The following is a 21,095-nucleotide window of genomic DNA, read 5'->3' on the forward strand; positions in this document are numbered from 1 at the left end:
AGGCTCTTCGAGTGGGTGCCCGAGCCGGTCCGGGACGTACTGAGGCCCGTGGTCGAGCACGCCTTCCGGATGGGCAAGGTCGCCGAGGTCTACCCGTTCCCGCAGCAGCACTACCTGAACTCGCTGTCTCAGGCGTGGATGGCGACGACCAGTTCGCTCTCCACGGCGGAGAGCGGGCTGACCGGCAACGTCAACAGCATCACGCAGCAGACCAACAGCCAGTGGCGCGACGCGATGCGCCATTTCTGCAGTTCGCTGTGGGGCACGACGTCGTGGGGCAAGAGCCGCATGAACTACGAGTGGAAACACGACAGCTCCTCCTCGCAGACCGCCAACCACCCCGTGATGACGGTGCTGTTCGACACGGCTCAGAAAGTCAGCGATCTCCTCCACGACTTCGCCGAGGCGGCCGTCTACCTCAACCGCGAGGTGTGGGACGTCTACATCGAGGCCGTGCGCGACGCGATCCCCAAGGTTGAGGTCAACCTCAAGGACGGCGTCGGCATGGACGACGTCAAGGGTCTGGTCAAAGGCGTGGTCAAGGGTGTCGCCAAGGGCGCGAGCCAGCTGGGCCAGGGCATCGTCCTGAACATGGACACCGCCAAGCTGAACGCGATCGTCACCGAGTACAACCGACGGGTCGACGCGCTCGTACCACAACTCAACGCGCTCATGGGACCGTTAGACGAGGCGCACCGGAGCGCTCCGAAGTTCGAAGCCCAGGAGGCGCGTGCGGAAGGCTTCGGCATGCGGGCCCTGGAGGACTTCAAGGACTCGCAGGTCTGGCTGAAGGTCGACTCGACCGGTAAGTACGACCTCAACCTCGCTGCCAACGAGTACCTGGAGCATGGTCACACCCTGGACAGGCACGTCGGTAAGACGGACGAGCAGTTGGCGCAGCGCCTGCGCGACCAGCAGTCGAACCCGACGCCAACGCAGGCCTGGCCGTACGGAAAGCCGATGCCCAAAGCAGCTTCGGCTTTCCCGAACTACCAGCGGGCGGAGAAGCTGACCGAGTACAACCTCAACCAGAACAAGGCGGCCATTGATGCGTGGATCAAGGGCCCGCCGCCGCCGGGTGACGGTGAGGTCGAGCCGTTTCACTCGACTGCTCCGAACGGCGAGACCAGCGGCCGCAGCGTGTTCAAGCAGCCGGTCGACCCGAACGACCCGCTGTCCGGGTACAAGCAGGGGGGCATGAACGCCAAGGCGTACGACGGCACCGGCATCGACACAAGGATCCGGTACGACAGCAGCCGCACCCCGCCGTTCACCGTCATGACGTCGATGCCCTCCAAGGCCTGACGCCCCGCCGAGAAAGGCCAGCACCACATGTCCGTCGACCAGATTGCCTGGGAAGCCGCGGTACGCCACCTGTTCGAGGACGCGTTCCCGTACGACGCCACGGGTCCGCGGCGCCACGAGGACTGGATCCTCGACGTCCTCGCGCTGATGGCCCGGGCCGTACCGGATCCCCGGGGCTGGACCGGTCTCGACGACACGGCGCAGACCCCGGAGCGCGAGACGTACCCCACGTATCCGTTCGGCGTCCACCCTCCGGAGTACATCGCGGCGCGTCTCCACGAGATCGACCGGGCCAGCGCCGAGAACCTGCTGCTGGCCCTCACGGACGACTGCTGCACCCTGTCCAACCTGAAGCGCTTCACGGAGAGCGAGGAGGAACTGCGAGCGATGGCACGCACGATCCTCGCACGGTACGGAGACGAGGCCACCTATCACACCAACGTCAAGAAGCCCGGCCATGTCCGCGGCACGCTCGATTTCACGTCATCGAGTTGGGCTTACAGCCCGCTGGCGCTGACCAACGACTACTCGGAGGACTGCGGCCTGATCGTCGTCTCCGGCACCGAGGTGGGCATGTTCTGGAACTTCTCCGACTACTGATCCGGCTGCCGAACCGTACAAGCGCAGCTCCTGACCAGATGCTTTGAGAGGATGCCCCCGTGCTGACCCGTTCCGCCTCCTACCCCGACCGGGAGACCGCCCACTGGGCCACCCAGCAGGTGGTGACCGACAACGAGCAGGTCATCCATCGCTGGCTCGCCCAGGGCACCCGGGCCCGCCTCACCATCGAGGCCGCCTGGCCCTCCCGAGAGGACCCCGTGGGCCGGGTCCAACTGGAGGGCGACCTGCTGGCGGGGCTGGGGCCCGTCGACGTCCGCGCGGCGCGCGTCGTGCTGCGCCGCGAGCCGTCGAGCGCGCACGGCTTCGTCGTCCACACGACCGTCCCGTTCTACCTGTAGGGGCCGCACGCACATGTCCATGAAGCCCCTCGAGCACGACCGCCGGTACGGCGAGCTGGACCAGGTGATGCGCGCCTACCTGGGACAGCCGGCCGACGACACCCCGGAGCGGCGCAGCCGCGCGCTGGACGCCTACCTCCGTCACACCTGGCACACCCGCCCGTGGGTCCTCGCGGAGGCGGAGCGCCAACTGCGCGAATACAGCCGAAACCCACCGGGCCGCATCAAGCAAAGGCTGGGCGAGTTCTACTCGATCCCGGACACCGGGATGGCAGAGTCCGAGATCGGTGACTGGTTGATGGTGCTGGCCGATCACCTGAAGAAGAGCATCGAGGAAGGCGACGTCCCAGAGCCGTCGTCCCCACAGACGCACTGGGAGTGGCACGCGCGCTTCCCGGAGACCGCGCAACTCCTCGGGGGCTGGTTCTCGCAGGACATCGTCGACGAGTTCCCCGACCACGACGCCGCCGTCGCCGACTATGCCACCACGACCGACACTCACCTGGTCGCACGCCTCGTGGGTGAACTCCACGAGCTGCTCGCACTGCCCCTGGACGAGGGGGGACTACGCCCTGGCCGCCGCCGAACTCGGCATGGAGGTCGGCCCGCCCGAGCCGTTCTCCCACGGCGCCTGGTTCCAGGCGGTGGCGGCGACGCTGACCGGCGGCTGATCGTCACGTCCAGCCCGTGAGGTCCCCGACGAAGTCCGTGTATGAGCGGTTGCTGCCGCGCGGCGCGGGCGCGTGGGGCGAATGCGGCGCCGCGCGGCTGAGCCCTCCGCCCTGTCCGCGAGCGCGGCTCGGTGCTGGGTGAACGGACGCGAGGAGCAGATTAGGCCGAGTCACTGACATCGAGCCCTGGATTCGACCTCCGTGGCCGTCGTCGGCGGTCAGGTTCAGCGCCTTGTGCTCGCAAGTGGGCAGTGTCGAAACTGCCATGGGACGGTACGTCAGTTGCCACCGAACCGCAGGCCCTCGAGCCGTAGACTTCGGCAGCGAACGCCGCCGACGCATGGCCGTGGCGCGCCCTCGTGGGGAGGAAACCGGATGCAGGCCCCTTCGGAATCGACAGAGATCGCGGATCCCGAGCAGAACAGCCAGAGCGATACCGCCGACTCACCAGTTGTGGACGATCCGGCATCCGACTCGGACATCGACTCGGTGACGGCGTCGACGGTTCTGGCGGAGGTGCTCCCAGGGATTGCTGTCGTCCTCGGTGAGGTCCCGGCGGAGCTCGAGTCCGATCTGATCGACTTCGGGCTCGTGCCGTCCGCCGACCGCGAGAAGATCTCCACGGTCCTCGCCTCGATCGGTGACGCGGCGACCGTGGCCGGCAACCTCGCCAACGCGTTCGCCGGTGTGCAGGGGCTCTACAGAATCAGCAGCGCGACACAGGCCCTGCTGAAGGCAGGCGGAACGCTCGCCGTCAAGGACGGAGCGAACCTCGGGGCGGTGTTCCTCAACGGCAAGATCGTCGCTCAGGCCCGCCTCATCCCCGTCACGTCCGTGAGCATGGCGCAGAACGCGGCAACGCTCGGGCCGGCGCTGGCCATGGTCGCGCTTCAGATGCAACTGAGCGAGATCACGGGCCTCGTGAGGACCAACATCGCCCTGACGAGCCAGGTGCTCACCACCATCCGCAACGAGCAGTGGGCCGAACTGACAGGACTCGTCAGCACGGTCGAGCGCGCGATCGACCAGGCGCGAGCGGTCGGATCGGTCCCCGCCTCCCTGTGGGAGAACGTCGCGGGTAATGAGGCGTCGCTGAGTAAGCAGCTCGACCTGTACCGACGGAACGTCCGCGGCCACGTCGGACAGATCGATCAGGCCGACACACGCCGCCTCCGGGAGTACCTTCAGACGAACGCCGAGGCGATCGTCTTCGACGCCCACGCCCTGCTGTCCTCCCTCAAGGCATGGACCGGCTACCAGGCGCTCCGCGCCGGAAAGGCGAGAACGGCAGGACGCGAAGACGCCGACGAAGCACGGCTCGTCGACGTCATCGCGCGTGACACCCGCACGGAGCTGGACTCCTCCCTCCCCGAGACGACGGGCCTCGTCGACGCGCTGACGCGGGAGCTGCGCATCATCGCCGAGCTTCCCGGACGCGAGACACTGTCACCGTCACTGCCGGGAAAGCGGAGGGACTCGAAGGCGGCCCGCCAGACCTCCGCCCGTCTTCTGGAGGCGATCGAACCTCTCGCCGACGCCCTTCGTCCGCCGGCCCCTCCGCTCGAGGCTCCGGAGGTCGTCTGCGCACCCGAATCGCTGGAACTCGAGCCGTACCTCCGCATCCTGCGGTGGTACGTCGAGGACGGTGAGACCCTGCGTGTTCTTGGTTTCCCCGACCAGCTCGACGCCCTCGGCCCGATCTCCGCGATCATCGGCGGGGCGAAGGAGAAGCTGGCGGCAGCGAGGGACAAGGCCGCGGCGAAGACACTGGTCGCCGTCACGGACCGCCGGATCATCATCACCAAGACGAACGCCTTCCTCGAGCAGGGCGAAATCCGTCAGGAAATCCCGATCGACCGAGTGCGATACGTCCGAGCAGCGACACAGGACAAGAGTGAGCGCCCGGCGATCGACCTCATCACGCGCGACGAAAGCATCCGGTGGCTCTTCCGTGCCGACATCGAAAACACTCAAGTGGACGCGCTCGCAGCCGTGCTCGCTGAGTCGATGACGATTCCGGACGAGGAGCATGAGGCTCTTCGACGGAGGCGCCACGCTCCCATCGAGGCGGGCAAGAAGGGTGAGAGCACCGGCACGAGGCCCGAGGAGCTCACTGAATCCCAGGCCGCGAACTGTGGGGCCGAGTAGGCATCGAGCCAACTGACGAGGACCGCCCCGGCCGCAGACACCGTACGCCGTCGGTTTGGTGCGCAGCCATCGTGCGCGTGAGGCGGTTGTCATGGGCTCGGTGGCAGTCCGACCGGGTGCTGCGGGAGCGCCGGTGCCTGTGGACGGATACTGCCGGGCCGATCGCTCGACGCGGTAGCCAGTACCGCCCACACCGTCTTGCCGGGGCCGGAGCAGCGGTCGGTGACGCCCCAGTCGTCGGCCAGGGCGGCGACGAGGAGGCCGCGGCCGGACTCGGACTCGGCTTCGGGTTCCGTGGGGGTGGTGGCGACGGGTCGGCGTTCCGTGCGGGTGTCGGAGACCTCCACGCGAAACCGCCCGCCGACAGCCTCGGCGGCCAGCCGGACGTGGAAGTCCCGGCCGGGCACCCGCCCGTGCCGTGCCGGGCCCGCACCGCGCGGTGCCATCGCGGAGACGCCGTCGCCCAACCTGTGGATCTGGTTCCCGCGACAAGGACGGCTCGGTGGTCGTGTTCCCTGCGCTGGCCGCATAGGCGTGAGCGCGCTCGCCGCGGCTCGGTGCGTCGTGCGGGGTCGTCCGACACCTCGAGCTCGACGGTGGCTCTCCTCGCTTCGGCCGGCACCGTGAGTGACGGCAGGACGGCAGTGATTCCCGCATTCCTGCCGTCCTGGCGAGACCAGCCCCCACCAGCACGGCGACGGCCGACTGCGTGTCCACGCTCAGCGCACCCTTGACCCGCCGTTCAGCCGGGGGCAGTGGCATTCCCTGGTCGGCTTGCTACTGATCCGCGCCTGTGGAGATGCACCCGGTGCCTGGACCGTCACCGACCCCGTCGATGCCGGCGGCACCAACTTCGCAGCGGGGCCGGCGACCGTGGTGTAAGGCAAAGCGCTGTCCGCCTCCGTGACTTGCCGAGACCACCTTGATGGCTTCGGGACGCATCCGCCCCCCTGTTCGCGATGGCGGCCTTCGAGGCGACGCATACGGGATTCCTGGTGGCTCATCTCTTTCCCTCCTCGCTCAAACCGTGATCTCGGCTATGGCCCGCGCCGCCACGACCTGTTGGTATCGAACTGTTGTTCTCCAGGAGAGAGGTCACAGGTTGATACCCGCCACTGCAAGAAGACGTCGCTTAACCGTCGGTGCGATCCTCGCGATCGTCATCGGGTCCGGTGCCCCCGGCATCAGCCATGCGGTCGGCTCCGACAGCCCTCCCGCCGTTCACGGTCCCGGCGCACGGACCGTCGCGGCCGCCGAGCCGAACACTCCCAACGGCCCCGAAGTCGGCCCGCCGTTCACGAAGACCAACAACGTGTGGCAGACCGACACCACCACACCGACGTTACGCAACACGGTCATCGCCCCCAGCGGTCACAAGACCACCGCCACGTTCGAGGTCCACACCACCGATTCCAGCGGCAAGCCCACGGCCACGGTCGTCAAGCTGACCGACGAGAACCAGTGGGGCGTCCTCGTCTCCGGCGAGGTGACCGCCGGCAAACCGGCCTCCGTCAAGGTTCCGGCCGGCAAACTCAAGAACGGTGTCACCTACGCGGTCCGCTCCTCCGGGTACGACGTCACCAGCAACGTGTACGAGAGCGACTGGTCCCCGTACTCCACCTTCAAGATCAACGTCCCCCCGGCCGAGAAGCCGTACGTCACCTTCCCGGCACCACAGGCCACGTCCGGCATCGACTCGCTCGCGCAGACCCCGGTCGAATTCACGCGTACCGATCCCGGCCCGATCAGGGGACTGCGCGGGGATGACACCTCCCGGAGATGCTCCGCCCCGGACGCAGACGGTCGGAAGGTGTGCATCGAGATCAGTCGTGACGCGCCGACTGCCGAAGACGCGGCGGTCGCCAAGAGGGCGATGAGGCAAGCTCTTCGGGGCGCCGATCTGGTCTCGTGGTGCGCCGCGAAACCCGACGGCAAGGACTACATGAACCGGGGCGAGGCGTGCCTCAAGAACGTCGGCTACGCGACCCTGATCTTCGTCGACGCCGATGACCTGCCGAGGTTCGGCACCGCCACGTTCGCGCTGTCCCAGCAGATCAAGCTGTACAACAGGAAGTCGGACACCGGCACGGACCGTGCGGAGTTCGACCAGCAGCTCACCGTGGTCCCGACGCAGATCGACGCCGCGACCGAGGGCGTTCACCTCACCTGGCAGCCGGGCGACAACTGCAAGGACTGCACCAGCTCGCAGGTCAAGTGGTCGAGCAACGACGGCCTCAACACCACGCCGCACTGGGCGATTGGCGAAGTCGGCGCCCCGTACGCCATGACAGCGAAGAGTCAGACGATCTGGAACGGCACCGGCAAGGAGCAGTTCGACCTCGGCTGGAGCCTCCTCGGTTCGGTCGACGCCGGCAACGCTCACGCGCAGACCAGCCTCGGCACCAGCGGCGACGTCCGTGTCCGGGAACTGGCGCCGCGCTGTGACGACATCGCCGGAGGCAGCATCAAGACCGGCTGTGTCTTCCCGTACTTCAAGCCCACCTGGACGGTGGACACCAACCTGTACCCGGCGGCCGGTGCCTACTACTGGCTGCTGCAGGAGAAGCTTCCCTCCCACCCCGGCAGCCGGAAGTGGGACTCCCTCGTCACCTACCTCGGCCCCGGCAACAACGCCGATCCGGATGGCGGTGACTGGACCAACGACGACAGCCGCGGCATCGTCTGCCCCACGGGAACCAGCGGTTTCAAGCCCAACCCCGCCACGCCCGACGGATCGTGCGACGAGTACGCGCCCGCGAGTACGTACCAGAGCGGCGGCATGCCGAAGGGCCCGAACCAGGTTGCTTCCGGTAAGGAGTGCGCACAGCTCTACACCAAGCCCATGACCGGCGGCACGTGGGGACTGCTTGCCGAGAACCGTGACGGCTACACCGGCCCGAAGTGGAACGAGAAGTGTGGCCGTGGATCCGTTCCCACGGATCAGAACACCGGCGCCTTCCGTGACCTCGGCATCAAGTTCGTTCCCCAGATGCGGCTGCTCGACAAGGACGGGTTCTTCATCAGCGATCCCGGCTTCGAGCACTGTAAGAACGCCGACACGGTCTGCGCGTGGAAGAAGGTCGGCTGAACTGACCTGACCTCTGACTGACCAAGCATGTGGCCGGAGCATCCAGTGGTGCTCCGGCCACGGTGCTATGCGAAGCGCGTCCAGTCCGGATCCCGCGGATGCGCCGGACCGTCCCACACCAGGGCCTGATCGACGAGGCCGGGCACCTTCGTGTCCTGGTGTCCGTCCGCGTACTCCACACCCCGGTTCTCGTACAGGGCGTCGGCGACTTCGATGAGGTAGTCGGCAAACGACGGCCACACGCCCAGCTTGGGAATGCCGGCCTCTTCGAAGGTGCCGATCCGTCCGTACCCCGGCCCTGGCGTGCAGTCCGTGAACAGCCCGTACAGACCGCTGCGGTCGGTCGCGGCGAACGCCAGGTATCGCACCACGGGGTCGTCCGGCATACCGATCGTGTGAGGGCCTTCATCCCAGTACGGCAGATGCTGCACGGGAGGTATCCCATGCTTCCTCGGCAACAGCCAGGCCGTCTCCTGTCCTTGTGGGGGGAGTCCGGTCTCGGGTTCGGGTGTCCAGCCGAAGTCACCGGGGTGACCCGTCCCGTTGCGGAGGCGGTAGAACGCCTTGAGGCCCGGTGGGACGGTGAGGTCGAGTTCCTGCTCGACCTCACGGACGTCGGCCTCTGGGGCGGGCGGAGGAAGCATCCGGTAGGAGCGCGGAGCGTGCTGCTCCAGCCACTTCTCGATCCTCGCCCAGGCGCCCGTTACAGCCTGCTCCTGCTGCTGATCGTCCGTCATACCCGTGACCTTACGGGTCTCACGCCGCTCCTCGGCAACCTTGCGAATCTCTCCCGCTGCACAAAGCCTGAAGCCGAAGCGCACGTGCGGCTCGACGCGCCCGGTGCGTCGTCGGTCCGGTGAGCCGGCGTTCGTCCGCGTGAACGTGTGGTCACGGGTGCGGCGGCAGGCCGGCAGCTTGGCAGGTTGATCGAGAAGGGGCCTGGCGGCGGGCCTTATCGGCCGCTCGACGCGGCGGCCACGACCGCTCACACCGTGTTGCCGGGACCCTCGCGGCGGTCGGTGACGCCCCAGTCGTCGGCCAGGGCGGCGACGAGGAGGAGGCCGCGGCCGGACTCGGAATCGGGGTCCGTGGCGGTCGTGGCGACGGGTCGGCGTTCCGCGCGGGTGTCGGAGACCTCCACGCGCAGCCGCCGACAGTCCGCCTCGGCGGCCAGCCGGAGGCGGGGTGCCGGTGTGGGGCTGGAACGGGAGGTGTCAACTCTGCGGACAGGCAATGCCGTTGTCCGCTCGTAGCGGCCGTCCCGAGGGGAACGCCGTCGCCGTGGTCCGCGAGGACGACGGGAGGGTCGCCGAGGGGATGGTGGTCTCGGTGGACGGTGAGAAGTTCATCGCGTCCGTTCACTCACCCAACGACCGCTCGGGGCAGCCGTTGGGCCTGGGTGACTTCCGGGTGGTGTCGACCTCGGGGGAAGGGGCCGCGATCCCTGTCTCCGCTGATTCCTTGACCAGCGCCACGGTGTTCCTGGAGTGGCGGTGGGAAGCACGCGGGTGCGGGTGTACAGGCGGGGGCTGTACGGGGGAGGGGCGGAGGGCTCGTCCCCGGTACGGGGGAAGCGGGCTGAAGTGGCGCGAGAGCCACGGTGCGTGCCGGGACCGTCCACGCGGCTGCCACCGCCGAGGTACCCCCGTCGGGGCGATCGCCCGAACCGCCGGCCGTGACCGCATCCCCTGTCCGCATGGCCTCCTGCAGGGGCCGCGAGTCCGCGGTCAGTGGACGGTGTTACTTTCCGCGACATGACCGATCACGCGCTACGGCTGCTGCGGCAGGACCGCCGCCTGGCCGAACTGGCCGCCTTTCCCTTCGACTTCGACCTGGACCGCGCCGCCCACGGTCATGTCGAGGAGGTCCGCCTCGCCTCGGGCGGGCCGCTGGAGACGGTGGCCGGGGACGACACCGGCGGCACGTACTTCGTGTGCGCGGACGGCTCGGTGCTCTACGCCGACTCGGAGGGCGCTGCGGGGATCGTCGGCTCCAGCGTCGACGAGGCCCTGGAGCTCGTGATCGGCCTGCCCGGCTGGCGCGGCTACACGCGTCTGTCGCCGGACGACGGTGAGGAGAAGATCCTGGCGTGCGTCGCGGAGACCGAGGACGAGATCCGTGAGTGCTACGGGATCGACGAGGAGCGGGCCGAGCTCCGTACGGCGCTGGGCTTCCCGGAACGCTCCCCGGTCGAGCTGGTGGGCAGACTGCGTGCCGCGCTGCTGCGCACCGAGCCGGACTTCGTCCTGCTCAACGCGGATGAGGGGTGCGCGTATGACCGGTTGGGCCCGGCCGGTCCCCCGCTGTGGGAGCCCGTGCTCGCGGCGGGCCGCGCCGATCTCGCCCGCCTGCGGGAGGGCGACCACACGGCATGGCGTGAAGTCGCCGAGGACCCGGTCCGGCGCCGGCTCACCCTGCGGGCCGCGCAGTTCGACCGCGCCGAGGGCGATCTGGAGTTGCTGCGGCATCTGCTGCGGCGCGAGACACGGTCGTCGATGACGGACGAACTGCGGCTCGCTGCCGTGCTGGTGGGGCTGCACGGGGACACCGGAGATCTGCCGCTGCTGCTCGAAGTCCGGGAGACGGACTTCGACACGGCGTGCGGCCTGGGCGGTATGCCGGAACCGGGTGCGAGCGCGGACGAGTTGCGCCAGTGGGCGCGGGAGCTCGACGAGTCGATGTTCGGGACGGACCCGGCGGACGAGCCGGTCTCCACATGGACCGACCTGGCGCGGGACCAGGGGATGACGGACCTCGCGCGGGTGACGCTGATCCGCGAACTCGACAGCATCGTCATGGACCAGAGCAGACTCCGCCGCCCCGGGGCGCCCCGCACCCTGGCCACGGCTCCGCTGAGCGGGCTCGCCCAGGACTTCGAGGAACTCGGCGACCTTCCCCAGGCGCTGCGCGCCCAGCGCCTGTACGCCGCTCTCCAGGAGACGGCATGGGACCGGGTCTCAGCGCGGCACACCCTCGCCCGCTTGGAACGGGAGGCGGGCCGGCTGCCGCAGGCGCTGGACAGCCTGGCTGCCGTGCGCGACGCCCTGGCCACCCCGGGCGACGACTCACTGCGCCACTGGCAGCGGGTCAACCTCGGCCGTTTCATCGCCGAGGAGCACTACCGGCTCACCCTCGCCCTGGCCGACGCGGGCCGCTCCGAGGAGGCCCGTGCCCTCCTCACCGCCGCCGACGCCGTACTCGGCGAACTCTCGGACAACGCCGCCAAGGGCGTCCGCGAGCTAGCCGAGCGGACCGCTGCACGCGTGCGGGAGGTCGACTGAGGACGGGCACGGCGGGCGGCTGGCCCGCCAGGAAGCAGGGGCTGCCGAAGCAGCCTCCTCGGTCGCTGCTTCGAGCAATGCACCACCGTCAGCGTGGCATTCTCCGAGCTCGCCGACGGGGAGAACGCCCGGACCACCGACGTGGAGTGGTGGTGAACCCGTGGGCGGGGCGACGGCGCCCCGCCCACGGGTGCGGTCGCGGACGAGGGTGGGCGGGAGCTCAATCCAGCAGGGGGCAGGTGAGGGGGAGGACGCGTTCGGTCAGCCGGCCGGTGAGGTGGGTGTCGGTGAGGGCGGCGTCGGTGAGCCAGTCCGCTGCGGTCAGCCGGTCGATCAGGTCCCGGAGTTCGCCGGAGCCGACCGGGACCCGGGTGGCGAGGGCGTTCAGGGTGACGCCCTGGCCGCGTCCGAGGCGCCCCACGTCGTCCGTCCACGTGGCCAGCGTCACGGCGAGCAGCCGGGCGCCGGCGGGTGCCTTGGCCTTGCGGAGCTTCTTGTCCGAGACGACTCTCTGGGCCCAGCCGGAGAGCTTGGGCCGTGTCTTCCTGCCGAACGTGAACGGGCCCGTCCCGTCCTCGTCGGGCACCAGGGAGGGGACGGTGACCGGGGCGGGGTTCTCCGGCCGGGAGGCGAGCAGGTCGCCGACGGTGCCGGGGAGGGACAGCCAGCCGCAGCCGGTCAGCTGCTCGACCAGGTCCTCCGGGTCGGTCAGGCCCAGCGCGTTGACGTCCTGGCCGACGAGGTTGCCGGTGCCGGTGTGCGCGGTGCGCAGGGTCAGCATCAGCACCAGCAGCCGTGCTTCCGCTCCGGGCAGCGGTGTGTGGCCGGCCACGTGCGCGAGGACGGAGCGCGCGTACTCCCACTGCGCCGGCACGGTCAGCAGGCGCGCCACGCCCGGTTCGTCGCCGTCCGGGACGCAGCCGGTGCGGTGCTGGTGCTGGCGTCGGATGACGGCGGCGGCCTGCTCGGCACGTTGGGCCTCCAGCCGCAGGGTGACGTCGCAACTGACGTCGGACCAGGTGAGGAAGGCGCGGGCCTTGCGTTCCTGGAGATCGGCCAGCAGCGGCAGGTCGGGCTCGGGGCGCTTCTGGTAGGCGCGGAAGAGGTCACCGAGCTCGGTGAGTTCGTCCCGCAGGGACACGGGTCGCAGGTCGCGCGGAATGACGCGCCGGCCGATCCTCGCCTCCGACGGGCGGCGGCGCCGCGCCGGTACGGGGCGGGGTGCGGGTACGGGGAGGGGCGCCGGACATCCCGTCCGGGTGGTGATCTGCTGGTCGGAGAAGTGCGGCGTGCCCGCGCCGGTGCCCGCCGCTGCGGGGGTCGGGCGGCCGGCGGCCCGGGGCGCGGACGGACGGGAGGTGGCCGCGGTCTGGGCCCCGGGAGTGGCGGCGGCACACCTTGAACAACACTCCAGGGCCTGCCACCAGCGTCCTGCCCGGTCGGTGATCACGGCCAGGACGATCGGTCCGCCGCACCGCCAGGGTTGTTCGGTACGCGCATGCCTGCCGGTGTCGGGGAGGTGGGCGCGGCAGCCGTCGGCCCGGCAGGCGCAGTAGGTGTCGGCTCTGGGGGCGGGGGTGGCGTGCAGGTGCGCCTTCAAGTGGGCGACCGCGGCCGTACGGCCTGCCGCCGCGGAGTGTAGACGCCGCTCGGCACAGGCGGGTCGGCCGCACGAGACGCGCACCTCCGCGCTGCCTCGGCCGACGGGGTCCAGACGCACGATCCACCGGCGGCCCGGCACCCGTTCGTCCCGCTCGCTCCCTGCGGCGGCCTGTGTCATCCCGTTCTTCCTCCGTCTCCCGTGACCTGCGTGTCGCCGCCGCTTCCCGTTGTGCCGAGAGGTGTTCGGGCGGCGGGTTCACGGTATGCGGCACTGGGGTGAAGGGGGATGAAATCGCACAGGGTGAGGGCTTTCGGGTGACAACGCCGTCCGTGTCGGTGAACCCGGGCGCGACGGCCGTCACGACGACAGAGACGGGTCTGAACCGGCCCTTGCGCGGGCGTACTTGGGGGCTGGGGGAACTGAGCCGCCGGTCAGCCGCCCTGGTAGATCGTGGTGCACAGCAGCGTGGCGCCGTCGTCCACCAGGGCGGCCCAGTAGCGCGTCTGGTCGCCTGCCACCCGGCGGCAGTTGTTCGCGTCGGCACCCGCCGGGGCGCGGTAGACGCCTGTGATGTGCATGATCTGGTTGTACGGGACGGGTACCGGCTCGCGTCGGCAGGCCACGGCCGTCATCAGGGCGAGGGAGATCGAGTCGCCGGACTGCCGGCCGAGAATGCAGTAGTTGGCGTGGTAGACGCGGGTGAGGCAGAGCTTCGTGGAGTCGCCGGTGGTGGCGGACCGGTAGCTCCAGTACGACTTCCCATAGCCGGTGGGGCAGGCCGTGTTGATGGCGGACACCTGGACCTGCGCCTGCTCGCCGGCGCACGACACGGGGTCCGGCGGAGCACCGACGCTCCAGTCGACGCTGGTGGTGCCCCCGCGGCCCGTGTCGTAGACCGCCAGGCAGTCGCCGGCCGAGATGGCCTCGAACGCCTCTTCGGTGGGATTCGGAGCGGGTGTCGACGGCTCGGGGTCGGGCTCGTCAGCCTTCCCCTCACCGGTGTCGGAGTCATCGGGGATGCGGACGGTCGGCGAAGACGTGTACGGGGCCGGGCTGGAACTGGAGGGGGGCGAGTCGGCCACCAAGTCCTTCAGCTCGCCCACGTTGTTCAAGCCCAGCCAGCCCAGGATCGACAGCACGGATGCGATTCCGCCGATCAGTGCCCACACCTTGGCAGCGGAATGGTCATCGGATGCCCCTGCCACCATGCCCTCCCCCCGCCGAGACTCAGGCGATATTAGCCGTTTTGGCGCCGTCGAGAGTCCAACTCCCTTGTCCCGCCCCTGTTGATCCCCGCCCGGTCCAGCACCCCCTGGATAGCCGTCCGCCGAGGCCACTACGCCTTGCGGGCCAGCCCGGCGACGATGAGGTGCTGCCAGACGCTGAGCTCCCGCTGCGCGCCGTCGGCGCTCCACGGGTTGCTGCCGACCGGGTCGGGACGCCACAGGGGTGCGGGGACGATTCCGGGGTCGAGGATCTCCAGGCCGTCCAGCAGGGAAGCGATCTCCTCGTCGGTGCGCCACCGGCCGCGGCCGAAGGTCTGCTGGAGGACCCGCTCGGCCTCCGCGGTCTCCGGGTTGTCGCCGGAACGGAAGTGGCTGACGAAGAAGTGGCTCCCGGACGGCACGTGGTCGCGCCAGTGGCGGACGATCCCGGCCGGGTCCTCCTCGTCGTTGACGTGGTGGAGGACGGCGCTGAGGACGACGGCGACGGGTCGGTCGAAGTCGATCAGTTCCAGGGTGTCCGGGTGTGCGCGGACGCCATCGGGGTCGCGTACGTCGGCCCGGACGACCCGGGTCCGGTCGTTCTGCTCCAGCAGCGCGCAGCCGTGGACCAGCACCTGGGGGTCGTTGTCGACGTACACGATCCGGGACTCCGGGGCGTGCCGCTGCGCGACCTGGTGGACGTTGTCGGCGGTCGGCAGGCCACTGCCCAGGTCGATGAACTGCCGTACGTCGGTGGTCGTCACGATCTGCGTGATCGCCCGCGTCAGGGCCGCCCGGTTGGCGAAGGCGATGGCCACCGAGCCGGGGAGGTCGCGGAAGAACACGTCGCCGACCTCCCGGTCCACTGCGTAGTTGTCCTTGCCACCGAGCAGGTAGTCGTAGACGCGGGCGATGCTCGGCCTGGTGGAGTCGATGGAGGGGCCTTCAACCGTCATGCCGGCCATCCTCCCTCGCGAGGTCGCCTGCCCACCGGCGTTCCGGGATCCCGGGCGGACGGATTCCGAGGCCGCCCGGCGCCGCGGCGACGGCAGTGGTCGCCCTTGGCCTGCTCGGCGATGCGCGACCGTCTCCTTCATCGAGCCCTACCTGGAGAGCCCGATCGCCGAGTTGCGCTGAGCCTCCGCCTTCGTATTGACGCGGTTCGGCATCGCCGGCCCGGCCGCCGTCGATGTACCGGCGCAGGTGGTCGCTCGGCCGCCCGAGAGGACCGGGACGATGGCGTTCCTGAGCGGCTCCTACGGCGGCCTCGCGGCGATGGCCCTGGCCGAGACGTCCGCGGCCACGACTCTCCGGACGGTCGCTCAACCCTCAGGCCCGGCCCGGACCTGAAGCGCCCGTGGTGAAGTGTGGGCCTCTGAACAGTCCGACCTCAGGGAGCGTTTCTTCCGATGACCGCACAGCCCGCACGCTTTGAGCGCAGTGGTCCCGAGACCGCCTCGGTCATGGATGTCCCGCCGTTCAAGCCTCCTCTCGTGAAAGCGGTGTTCAGGGACGTGACCCCGATGCACGTCTCCCGGTCGGCCGCGCGGGCCGCCGCGTCGGTGACGCGGACAGTGCTGACGGAGATCATCGACGGCGCGAGGAGAGCGGCGGCGGAGGAGTCCCGGAAAAGGCTGGTTCCCGGGGACCTTCTGTCGGCGATCGACCGGAACGTCGAGCTCGAGGTCGGGAGCCAGTGGTACGACCACAGCCCGACGTTTCAGGGCCTGACCGGTGTCGTGCACGACGCCGAGGGTGTCATCGTGCCTTCTCCTGAGCACAGCAGGTCGCGTCGACCGAGTGCTGTGGTTGGCGCCCACAGGTTCGAGGCCGGGGTCAGGAAGCTTCTGCGGAGCCAGGGGGTGATGGCCGTCCCGGCGATGGTCCGTGACCTGAGGGGAATCGCGAGCGTGTTCCTGACGGACCTCGCCCGGGACGCGGCCATGGTCGTCCGCGAGGGCGGGGTCAAACGCTTCGGTTCGGTCGCCCTGGTGATGCCGGGCGAACCGGCCCCACCTCCGTCCCTCAAGGATCCCCTCCTGGCCCTGTCCACCCGCAGGGGGGACGGGCGGACCATCGGCAGGGATGACGTCCTTGCCGCCACCACGATCCAGTTGTTCGGCGGCAACCTCAGGCAGCGAGCCCTCACCGAAGCACGCGAGGCGGCAGCGGACACTCCGGCCGGCTGAGCCGGTGCGATGAGCATCGCCTGCACCCTCGTCTGCTACCGCGGGCTTGAGCTCAGGAGGAGCCGTTGCTGCCACTCAGGTGTTGGCGGCGCCGTAGTGGAGGGCGCCGCCCATGGGGAGCAGGTACCCGATGTCTCGCTCCTGCGGCACCATGCCGCCCGCCGGATCGATCTGGACGACAGGACCAGGATGGACGCCGGCATCGCGCGTCGGTCACCGGCTGGGTGAGGCATGGAGGTGTCGGGACATGCCTTCGGAGGCATTCCTTGTCAGTCGAGTTGAACCACACGATCGTCCACGCCCGGGACAACCGGGATTCCGCGGAGTTCTTCGCGAAGCTGCTCGGCCTGGATATCACCGCCGAGTGGGGTCCGTTGATCGCGGTCGGCCTGAGCAACGGCGTCACACTGGACTTCGCCACCATCCCCGCGGACAGCATCACCCCCCAGCACGACTTCGCGCGCTACCCGGTCAAGCAGGAGACCTGTCGTGACGCGGTCGAGTTGGCGAGCGCCCTTCTCCCCACCGTCCCGGGGGTCACGCGGGCCGTCGTGCTGGTGACCGACACGGGTCAGCTGCACTTGTGGCGGGCTCTGCTCGCCGGTGAGCAGCAGATTCCGGCGGCTCCCGTGGTGCTCCGCCGTCATGACCGACACAGCCTGCGGGGCTGGGCACAGCGTCTGGGCGAGGTGTTCGTTCAACACGGAAGAACGCCTGGAGCGGCTTTATGCCGTCACCAGTGGCTGGCCCTGGCTTGTCGACAGGGCGCACCGGCTCCACGCCGGACTCGGTGACGCCGACCGGGTCCTGAGCAAGCTGGCCGGCATGCTCACGGACCTCTCCGAGGCCCGCGCCTTCGTCGAGGCGACGGGTGTGCAATCGGATGCCGCGCTCGCCGCGGGCTACCGGGCGCTGGACAAGCAGTTCCAGGGCAGCACGGCCGACACGGAAGACGTTGTGACGGCCGCCATCGCCTACGAGACCAGTGGGTACGAAGAGGAAGCACGGTGGGGCTTCGCCTGCCTCGACGCCATGCAGGTGTTCGACCGGGAGGAAGACGGACGGCTGCGCCTGGAACCGCTGCTCCAAAAGTGCCTGTCGACAGGGGGGTGATCACTCCGGCCGACTCGAGGCGTTCGACTCCGTGACGCAGTGCCCGCCGTCCGCCATTCGTGGGACGGCGGGCCTGCGGCGCCTGAGGGTGCCGACCGGCGGCGAGCCGAGGAGCGGCGGGAGGGCGTCGCCGGTCGCGAGGAGGGGCGGCCTTCCGGCCTTGATCACGGCGGCGAACGACGCCAACGGTCACGGCCGGACGGGTGTGCCGCCGGCCGGCACCGGCCGGACGAGGTCCGGGTCGCCGAACTCCGCGCGCAGGGCCTGGAACGCGGTCACCTTGTCCTCGCCGAAGCGGCGGATGTGGGCGGCGTATTCGCCGGGGGAGAGGTACGCCGACGGCCGGGACTTGGTGTGGAACTTGTCCGCGTACATCACCAGCCTCTCCTCTTCCGTTACTGCCACGTAGTCGGCGGGAGGGAGGGGCAGCCCCTGGCTCACGATGTCCTGCCGCGTGAGTCCCACTCCGGTGTGGTGCGAGCAGAAGCGGCGGAGGGTGTCGGGGAAGCCCTCCGCTTCGAGGATCTCGTGGCCGAGCAGGCCGTGCCTGATGTAGTTCCGGTGGTCCAGCCGGCCGTCGTCCCCGTAGAGGCGGTAGACGCCGATGTCGTGGAGGAGGCAGCCGGCGCGGACCAGTTCGGCATCGAGATGGGCAAGGTGGGGCGCGGCCAGGAGCTGCTCGGCGATTCCCCAGACGATCTCGCAGTGCGTGTGGACGAGCGTGAACGCCTCGGTGGTGGGCGCGTACTTCTCGTGCAGTGCCTGGATCTCTGCGGGGCCCGGAATCCTCATCGGGGGAGCGTAACAACCGCTCGCCCGGTTGAGCCGGGAAGTTCCCGCAGCTGGCCTTTTCACGCGATCGGATGGTGCTCCGGGGAGCGGGCACCTGCCAGGCCCGCGGGCCGTTCGAGCTGGTGACGGGACTTGTCGTCCATTCTCAGCACGGTGACGGGAGCACACCATGGGCCTGCACTTCCACCGCAACCCCGACGGCACGACGACCGGGCGCAACGAGGCCAACGGCTTCACCGTGACGCATGCCGAAGAAGAAGAGGTGAAGCGGCAGTTGTACGAGGACGCCGGGTGGGAGTACACGCCTCCACCGCCGCCCGTTCCGCCCGGGTTCCATCGGTTCTCCTTGGTGCACGACGAGTTCCGGTCCTGCGGGTTCGAGGACGAGAGGTATGCGGGGCTGCGGGCGCGTCCGCCGGAGGGATGCGTGCCGGTCGACCAGGGGTGCTTCGCCCTGGAGTGCGAGCGGCCGGGCAAGACGCTCATGGACGCGGTCGCCGGTACGGTCGCGGAGGTCCGCCGGGAGCACGGGCTGGTGATGAACAGTCTGGGTGTCGAGAAACCCCAGGAAGGGTTCGACGCGGACAACAAGGAGGGATATGCAGCGAGGATCGCCGCCCACTTGGTGCTGATGGCCGCTGATCGCGCCCGGCTGCTCGGGTACGGGCGCAAGGAGGTGGTCCGGCTGCTCGACGCCACGGGAATCGAGTAGCCGGAGCAACCGTCACTCAACTCCGGCAGCGGAAATCCCGTTGTCCACTGCGCCACCTCCTGACAAGGTCACGCGCATGCCCGCCTTCACCGCTCCCGACGGCACCACCCTCGCCTACCACGTCACGGGGGACGGGCCACCGCTGGTCTGTCTCCCCGGCGGCCCCATGCAGGACTCCGTCTACCTGGGAGACCTGGGCGGTTCCGCGGCCCACCGCACCTTGATCCGGCTGGACCTCCGGGGCACGGGCCACTCCACAGTGCCGCGGGACCCGGCGACGTATCGCTGTGACCGGCAGGTCGGCGATGTCGAGGCGCTGCGTGTGGAGTTGGGGCTTGAGCGCATCGATCTGCTCGGGCACTCCGCCGGGGCCAACCTGGCCGTACTGTACGCGGCCCGGTATCCGGAGCGGGTGGGCAGGCTCGTGCTCGTCACGCCCAGTGTGTTCGCCGTCGGCCTTGATATCACCGCCGGGGACAGGCTGGAGACGGCCCGCCTGCGCCGGGACGAACCGTGGTTCACCCCGGCACAGGCGGCCCTGGAGGCGATCACGTCCGGCCGGGCGGAGCCTGCCGACTGGGAGGCCGTCGCCCCCTTCTGGTTCGGCCGGTGGGACGGCGAGGCGCGGGAGTTCCGCGCTGCCGAGCGGCAGCAGCGCAACGACGAGGCCGCGGCTGTGTATGCCTCCGAGGGTGCCTTCGACCCCGGCGCCGCGCGTGCCGCTCTCGCCGAGTCGCCCTCACCGGTACTCGTCGTCGCCGGGGAGTACGACATCGCCGCGCCCGTGCGCGTGATGAAGGAGTACGCCGCTTTGTTCCCGCAGGCCGAACTCCTCGTGCAGAGCCGGGCGGGGCACTTTCCGTGGCGGGACGATCCGGGGGCGTTCACTGCGGCCCTGGCGGCCTTCCGGGATCAGGCGTCCGCCCCGCCGCCCGGCACGTAGTCCGGATCCACCTGCGCCGCCAGGTCCCCGCCCGTACGCGCGTCCGCCCAGGCGTGGACGTTGCGCAGGTGGAACTCGACCGCGTGGCGGTGGAGGTGGTCCCAGTCGCGGGGGTGGGAGTCGACCGCCTCGCGCAGGACCGTGAGGGCGTGGCGGTTGTGCGGCTCCAGCGACGCCAGTGCGTCCGGGCCGGACCCGGCTCGGCCCTGTTCCGCCGCGCGGATCCAGGGGGAGTGCACCAGGTGAGTCAGGAGGTCGTCGCCCACCTGCTCCTTGAGGAAGAGCAGGTCGTCCTCGCCGGTCACCTTGTTGCCGATGACCGCGATGCGGATGCCGAACTGTTCCGCGTGGTCGCGGTACTGGCGGTACACCGAGACGCCCTTGCGGGTGGGTTCCGCCACCAGGAACGTCAGGTCGAAGCGGGTGAACAGGCCCGACGCGAAGGCGTCCGCGCCCGCCGTCATGTCGACCACGACGTACTCGCCGGGGCCGTCCATCAGGTGGCCGAGATACAGCTCCACCGCACCCAGCTTGGAGTGGTAGCAGGCCACGCCCAGGTCGGACTCGTCGAACTCGCCCGTCACCATGAGGGGGACGCCGCCCGCCCGGCCGACGTGCCGCCTGTGCAGTTCGTCGTCGCCGAGCGGGCGGAGGAGACGGGATCCCCGACCCGGTGGAGTCGTCTTGATCATCGCCTCGGGGGAGGGGATGCGGGGATTGTCGCCTCGCAGGAGGGTCTTGATCTCGGGCACGTGCGCGCCCAGGGGAGGAGCGGGCTCCTCCGTGCCGCCGAGCGCCTCGGCCAAATGCTGGTTGATGTCGCCGTCGATGGCGAGGACCGGTGCGCCGGAGCGCGCCAGGTGGCGGGAGAAGAGCGCTGACAGCGTGGTCTTGCCGCTGCCGCCCTTGCCGACGAACGCGACCCTCACGACCGCCCCACCTTTTTGAAAATGGATGTCATGTGGATAGGTTTAAGGAGTGGTCCGTACCCGTGTCAAATCTCCTGCTCCATACGGGATCTGGAGCGTCCCCGGCGTGGATCACCCGGTTGACCGGCGTGTTCCGCTTGATGCATATGCTGTGCAA

18 protein-coding genes and 2 pseudogenes are annotated in these 21,095 nt (G+C 69.6%); 12 read left to right on the forward strand and 8 right to left on the reverse strand.

What is annotated here, in order from left to right:
• Positions 1 to 15: 15 nt before the first annotated feature.
• The 5 genes and pseudogenes from RFN52_RS33690 (at position 16) to RFN52_RS33710 (ending at position 5,083) form a co-directional block, all read left to right on the forward strand.
• Positions 16 to 1,305, forward strand: a complete 1,290-nt coding sequence (locus RFN52_RS33690; RefSeq protein ID WP_311241117.1) for an RNase A-like domain-containing protein — start codon at positions 16 to 18, stop codon at positions 1,303 to 1,305.
• Between the two features lie 27 nt (positions 1,306 to 1,332).
• On the forward strand, positions 1,333 to 1,905 hold the full coding sequence (locus tag RFN52_RS33695) for a hypothetical protein (protein ID WP_184852019.1): 573 nt from the start codon (positions 1,333 to 1,335) through the stop codon (positions 1,903 to 1,905).
• A gap of 59 nt (positions 1,906 to 1,964) precedes the next feature.
• Positions 1,965 to 2,264 carry an RNase A-like domain-containing protein gene (locus RFN52_RS33700; protein WP_184852021.1) on the forward strand — a complete coding sequence of 100 codons (300 nt, stop codon included), beginning with the start codon at positions 1,965 to 1,967 and terminating at the stop codon, positions 2,262 to 2,264.
• Positions 2,265 to 2,277: 13 nt separating this feature from the next.
• A pseudogene (locus RFN52_RS33705) lies at positions 2,278 to 2,935 on the forward strand (contact-dependent growth inhibition system immunity protein).
• Between the two features lie 201 nt (positions 2,936 to 3,136).
• A complete protein-coding gene (locus RFN52_RS33710) occupies positions 3,137 to 5,083 on the forward strand; it encodes a hypothetical protein (protein ID WP_311241118.1) in 1,947 nt (648 codons plus the stop codon).
• A gap of 89 nt (positions 5,084 to 5,172) precedes the next feature.
• On the opposite strand, the gene RFN52_RS33715 is transcribed toward RFN52_RS33710, so the two are convergent.
• Positions 5,173 to 5,529, reverse strand: coding sequence for an ATP-binding protein (locus tag RFN52_RS33715; RefSeq protein ID WP_308431891.1), 357 nt, complete (start codon positions 5,527 to 5,529; stop codon positions 5,173 to 5,175).
• Positions 5,530 to 6,185: 656 nt separating this feature from the next.
• Here RFN52_RS33715 and RFN52_RS33720 point away from each other — a divergent pair.
• Positions 6,186 to 8,171 (forward strand): hypothetical protein, encoded by a 1,986-nt coding sequence (locus tag RFN52_RS33720; protein WP_184852023.1) that lies wholly within the window; start codon positions 6,186 to 6,188, stop codon positions 8,169 to 8,171.
• Positions 8,172 to 8,236: 65 nt separating this feature from the next.
• Here the strand turns inward: RFN52_RS33720 and RFN52_RS33725 are convergent, their stop codons facing one another.
• Together RFN52_RS33725 and RFN52_RS33730 are read right to left on the reverse strand one after the other, a co-directional pair.
• The gene (locus RFN52_RS33725; protein ID WP_184852024.1) at positions 8,237 to 8,908 is read right to left on the reverse strand and encodes an SMI1/KNR4 family protein; all 672 of its coding nucleotides are present in this window, start codon (positions 8,906 to 8,908) and stop codon (positions 8,237 to 8,239) included.
• A gap of 248 nt (positions 8,909 to 9,156) precedes the next feature.
• Positions 9,157 to 9,405, reverse strand: coding sequence for an ATP-binding protein (locus RFN52_RS33730; RefSeq protein ID WP_311241119.1), 249 nt, complete (start codon positions 9,403 to 9,405; stop codon positions 9,157 to 9,159).
• A 520-nt stretch (positions 9,406 to 9,925) separates the two neighbouring features.
• Here RFN52_RS33730 and RFN52_RS33735 point away from each other — a divergent pair.
• A complete protein-coding gene (locus RFN52_RS33735) occupies positions 9,926 to 11,452 on the forward strand; it encodes a hypothetical protein (protein WP_184852025.1) in 1,527 nt (508 codons plus the stop codon).
• Between the two features lie 220 nt (positions 11,453 to 11,672).
• Here the strand turns inward: RFN52_RS33735 and RFN52_RS33740 are convergent, their stop codons facing one another.
• The 3 genes from RFN52_RS33740 to RFN52_RS33750 all read right to left on the reverse strand — a co-directional run bounded on the left by RFN52_RS33740 (position 11,673) and on the right by RFN52_RS33750 (position 15,225).
• Complete coding sequence (locus RFN52_RS33740; protein WP_184852026.1) at positions 11,673 to 13,232, reverse strand: hypothetical protein; 1,560 nt, start codon at positions 13,230 to 13,232, stop codon at positions 11,673 to 11,675.
• 254 nt (positions 13,233 to 13,486) lie between these two features.
• Complete coding sequence (locus RFN52_RS33745; protein ID WP_184852027.1) at positions 13,487 to 14,224, reverse strand: LppU/SCO3897 family protein; 738 nt, start codon at positions 14,222 to 14,224, stop codon at positions 13,487 to 13,489.
• A gap of 167 nt (positions 14,225 to 14,391) precedes the next feature.
• The gene (locus tag RFN52_RS33750) at positions 14,392 to 15,225 is read right to left on the reverse strand and encodes an SAM-dependent methyltransferase (protein ID WP_184852028.1); all 834 of its coding nucleotides are present in this window, start codon (positions 15,223 to 15,225) and stop codon (positions 14,392 to 14,394) included.
• Positions 15,226 to 15,669: 444 nt separating this feature from the next.
• Between RFN52_RS33750 and RFN52_RS33755 the strand changes: the two genes are divergently transcribed.
• The 3 genes and pseudogenes from RFN52_RS33755 to RFN52_RS33765 all read left to right on the forward strand — a co-directional run bounded on the left by RFN52_RS33755 (position 15,670) and on the right by RFN52_RS33765 (position 17,562).
• Positions 15,670 to 16,449 (forward strand): hypothetical protein, encoded by a 780-nt coding sequence (locus RFN52_RS33755; RefSeq protein ID WP_184852029.1) that lies wholly within the window; start codon positions 15,670 to 15,672, stop codon positions 16,447 to 16,449.
• A gap of 266 nt (positions 16,450 to 16,715) precedes the next feature.
• Positions 16,716 to 16,901: pseudogene (locus tag RFN52_RS33760) on the forward strand (VOC family protein); the annotation flags it as partial.
• A gap of 373 nt (positions 16,902 to 17,274) precedes the next feature.
• The gene (locus RFN52_RS33765) at positions 17,275 to 17,562 is read left to right on the forward strand and encodes a hypothetical protein (protein WP_184852030.1); all 288 of its coding nucleotides are present in this window, start codon (positions 17,275 to 17,277) and stop codon (positions 17,560 to 17,562) included.
• 189 nt (positions 17,563 to 17,751) lie between these two features.
• Here RFN52_RS33765 and RFN52_RS33770 read toward each other — a convergent pair whose 3' ends face one another.
• A complete protein-coding gene (locus tag RFN52_RS33770; protein WP_184852032.1) occupies positions 17,752 to 18,354 on the reverse strand; it encodes an HD domain-containing protein in 603 nt (200 codons plus the stop codon).
• Between the two features lie 169 nt (positions 18,355 to 18,523).
• Between RFN52_RS33770 and RFN52_RS33775 the strand changes: the two genes are divergently transcribed.
• Both RFN52_RS33775 and RFN52_RS33780 read left to right on the forward strand, forming a co-directional pair.
• Positions 18,524 to 19,066, forward strand: a complete 543-nt coding sequence (locus RFN52_RS33775; protein ID WP_184852035.1) for a hypothetical protein — start codon at positions 18,524 to 18,526, stop codon at positions 19,064 to 19,066.
• Positions 19,067 to 19,142: 76 nt separating this feature from the next.
• Positions 19,143 to 20,009, forward strand: coding sequence for an alpha/beta fold hydrolase (locus RFN52_RS33780; RefSeq protein ID WP_184852037.1), 867 nt, complete (start codon positions 19,143 to 19,145; stop codon positions 20,007 to 20,009).
• Here RFN52_RS33780 and RFN52_RS33785 read toward each other — a convergent pair.
• Positions 19,979 to 20,938 carry an ATP-binding protein gene (locus tag RFN52_RS33785; RefSeq protein WP_184852039.1) on the reverse strand — a complete coding sequence of 320 codons (960 nt, stop codon included), beginning with the start codon at positions 20,936 to 20,938 and terminating at the stop codon, positions 19,979 to 19,981. The two genes, RFN52_RS33780 and RFN52_RS33785, sit on opposite strands and share 31 nt — an antisense overlap.
• Between the last annotated feature and the right edge of the window lie 157 nt (positions 20,939 to 21,095).

It is taken from the genome of Streptomyces collinus, assembly GCF_031348265.1.
Classification (GTDB): Bacteria; Actinomycetota; Actinomycetes; order Streptomycetales; family Streptomycetaceae; genus Streptomyces; species Streptomyces collinus.

Coding starts and splice junctions, on each gene's coding strand:
- RFN52_RS33695 (WP_184852019.1), top strand. CDS start 1,333: ATGTCCGTCGACCAGATTGCCTGGGAAGCCGCGGTACGCCACCTGTTC.
- RFN52_RS33715 (WP_308431891.1), bottom strand. CDS start 5,529: ATGGCACCGCGCGGTGCGGGCCCGGCACGGCACGGGCGGGTGCCCGGC.
- RFN52_RS33725 (WP_184852024.1), bottom strand. CDS start 8,908: ATGACGGACGATCAGCAGCAGGAGCAGGCTGTAACGGGCGCCTGGGCG.
- RFN52_RS33735 (WP_184852025.1), top strand. CDS start 9,926: ATGACCGATCACGCGCTACGGCTGCTGCGGCAGGACCGCCGCCTGGCC.
- RFN52_RS33740 (WP_184852026.1), bottom strand. CDS start 13,232: ATGACACAGGCCGCCGCAGGGAGCGAGCGGGACGAACGGGTGCCGGGC.
- RFN52_RS33750 (WP_184852028.1), bottom strand. CDS start 15,225: ATGGCCGGCATGACGGTTGAAGGCCCCTCCATCGACTCCACCAGGCCG.
- RFN52_RS33755 (WP_184852029.1), top strand. CDS start 15,670: ATGACCGCACAGCCCGCACGCTTTGAGCGCAGTGGTCCCGAGACCGCC.
- RFN52_RS33765 (WP_184852030.1), top strand. CDS start 17,275: ATGCTCACGGACCTCTCCGAGGCCCGCGCCTTCGTCGAGGCGACGGGT.
- RFN52_RS33770 (WP_184852032.1), bottom strand. CDS start 18,354: ATGAGGATTCCGGGCCCCGCAGAGATCCAGGCACTGCACGAGAAGTAC.
- RFN52_RS33775 (WP_184852035.1), top strand. CDS start 18,524: ATGGGCCTGCACTTCCACCGCAACCCCGACGGCACGACGACCGGGCGC.
- RFN52_RS33780 (WP_184852037.1), top strand. CDS start 19,143: ATGCCCGCCTTCACCGCTCCCGACGGCACCACCCTCGCCTACCACGTC.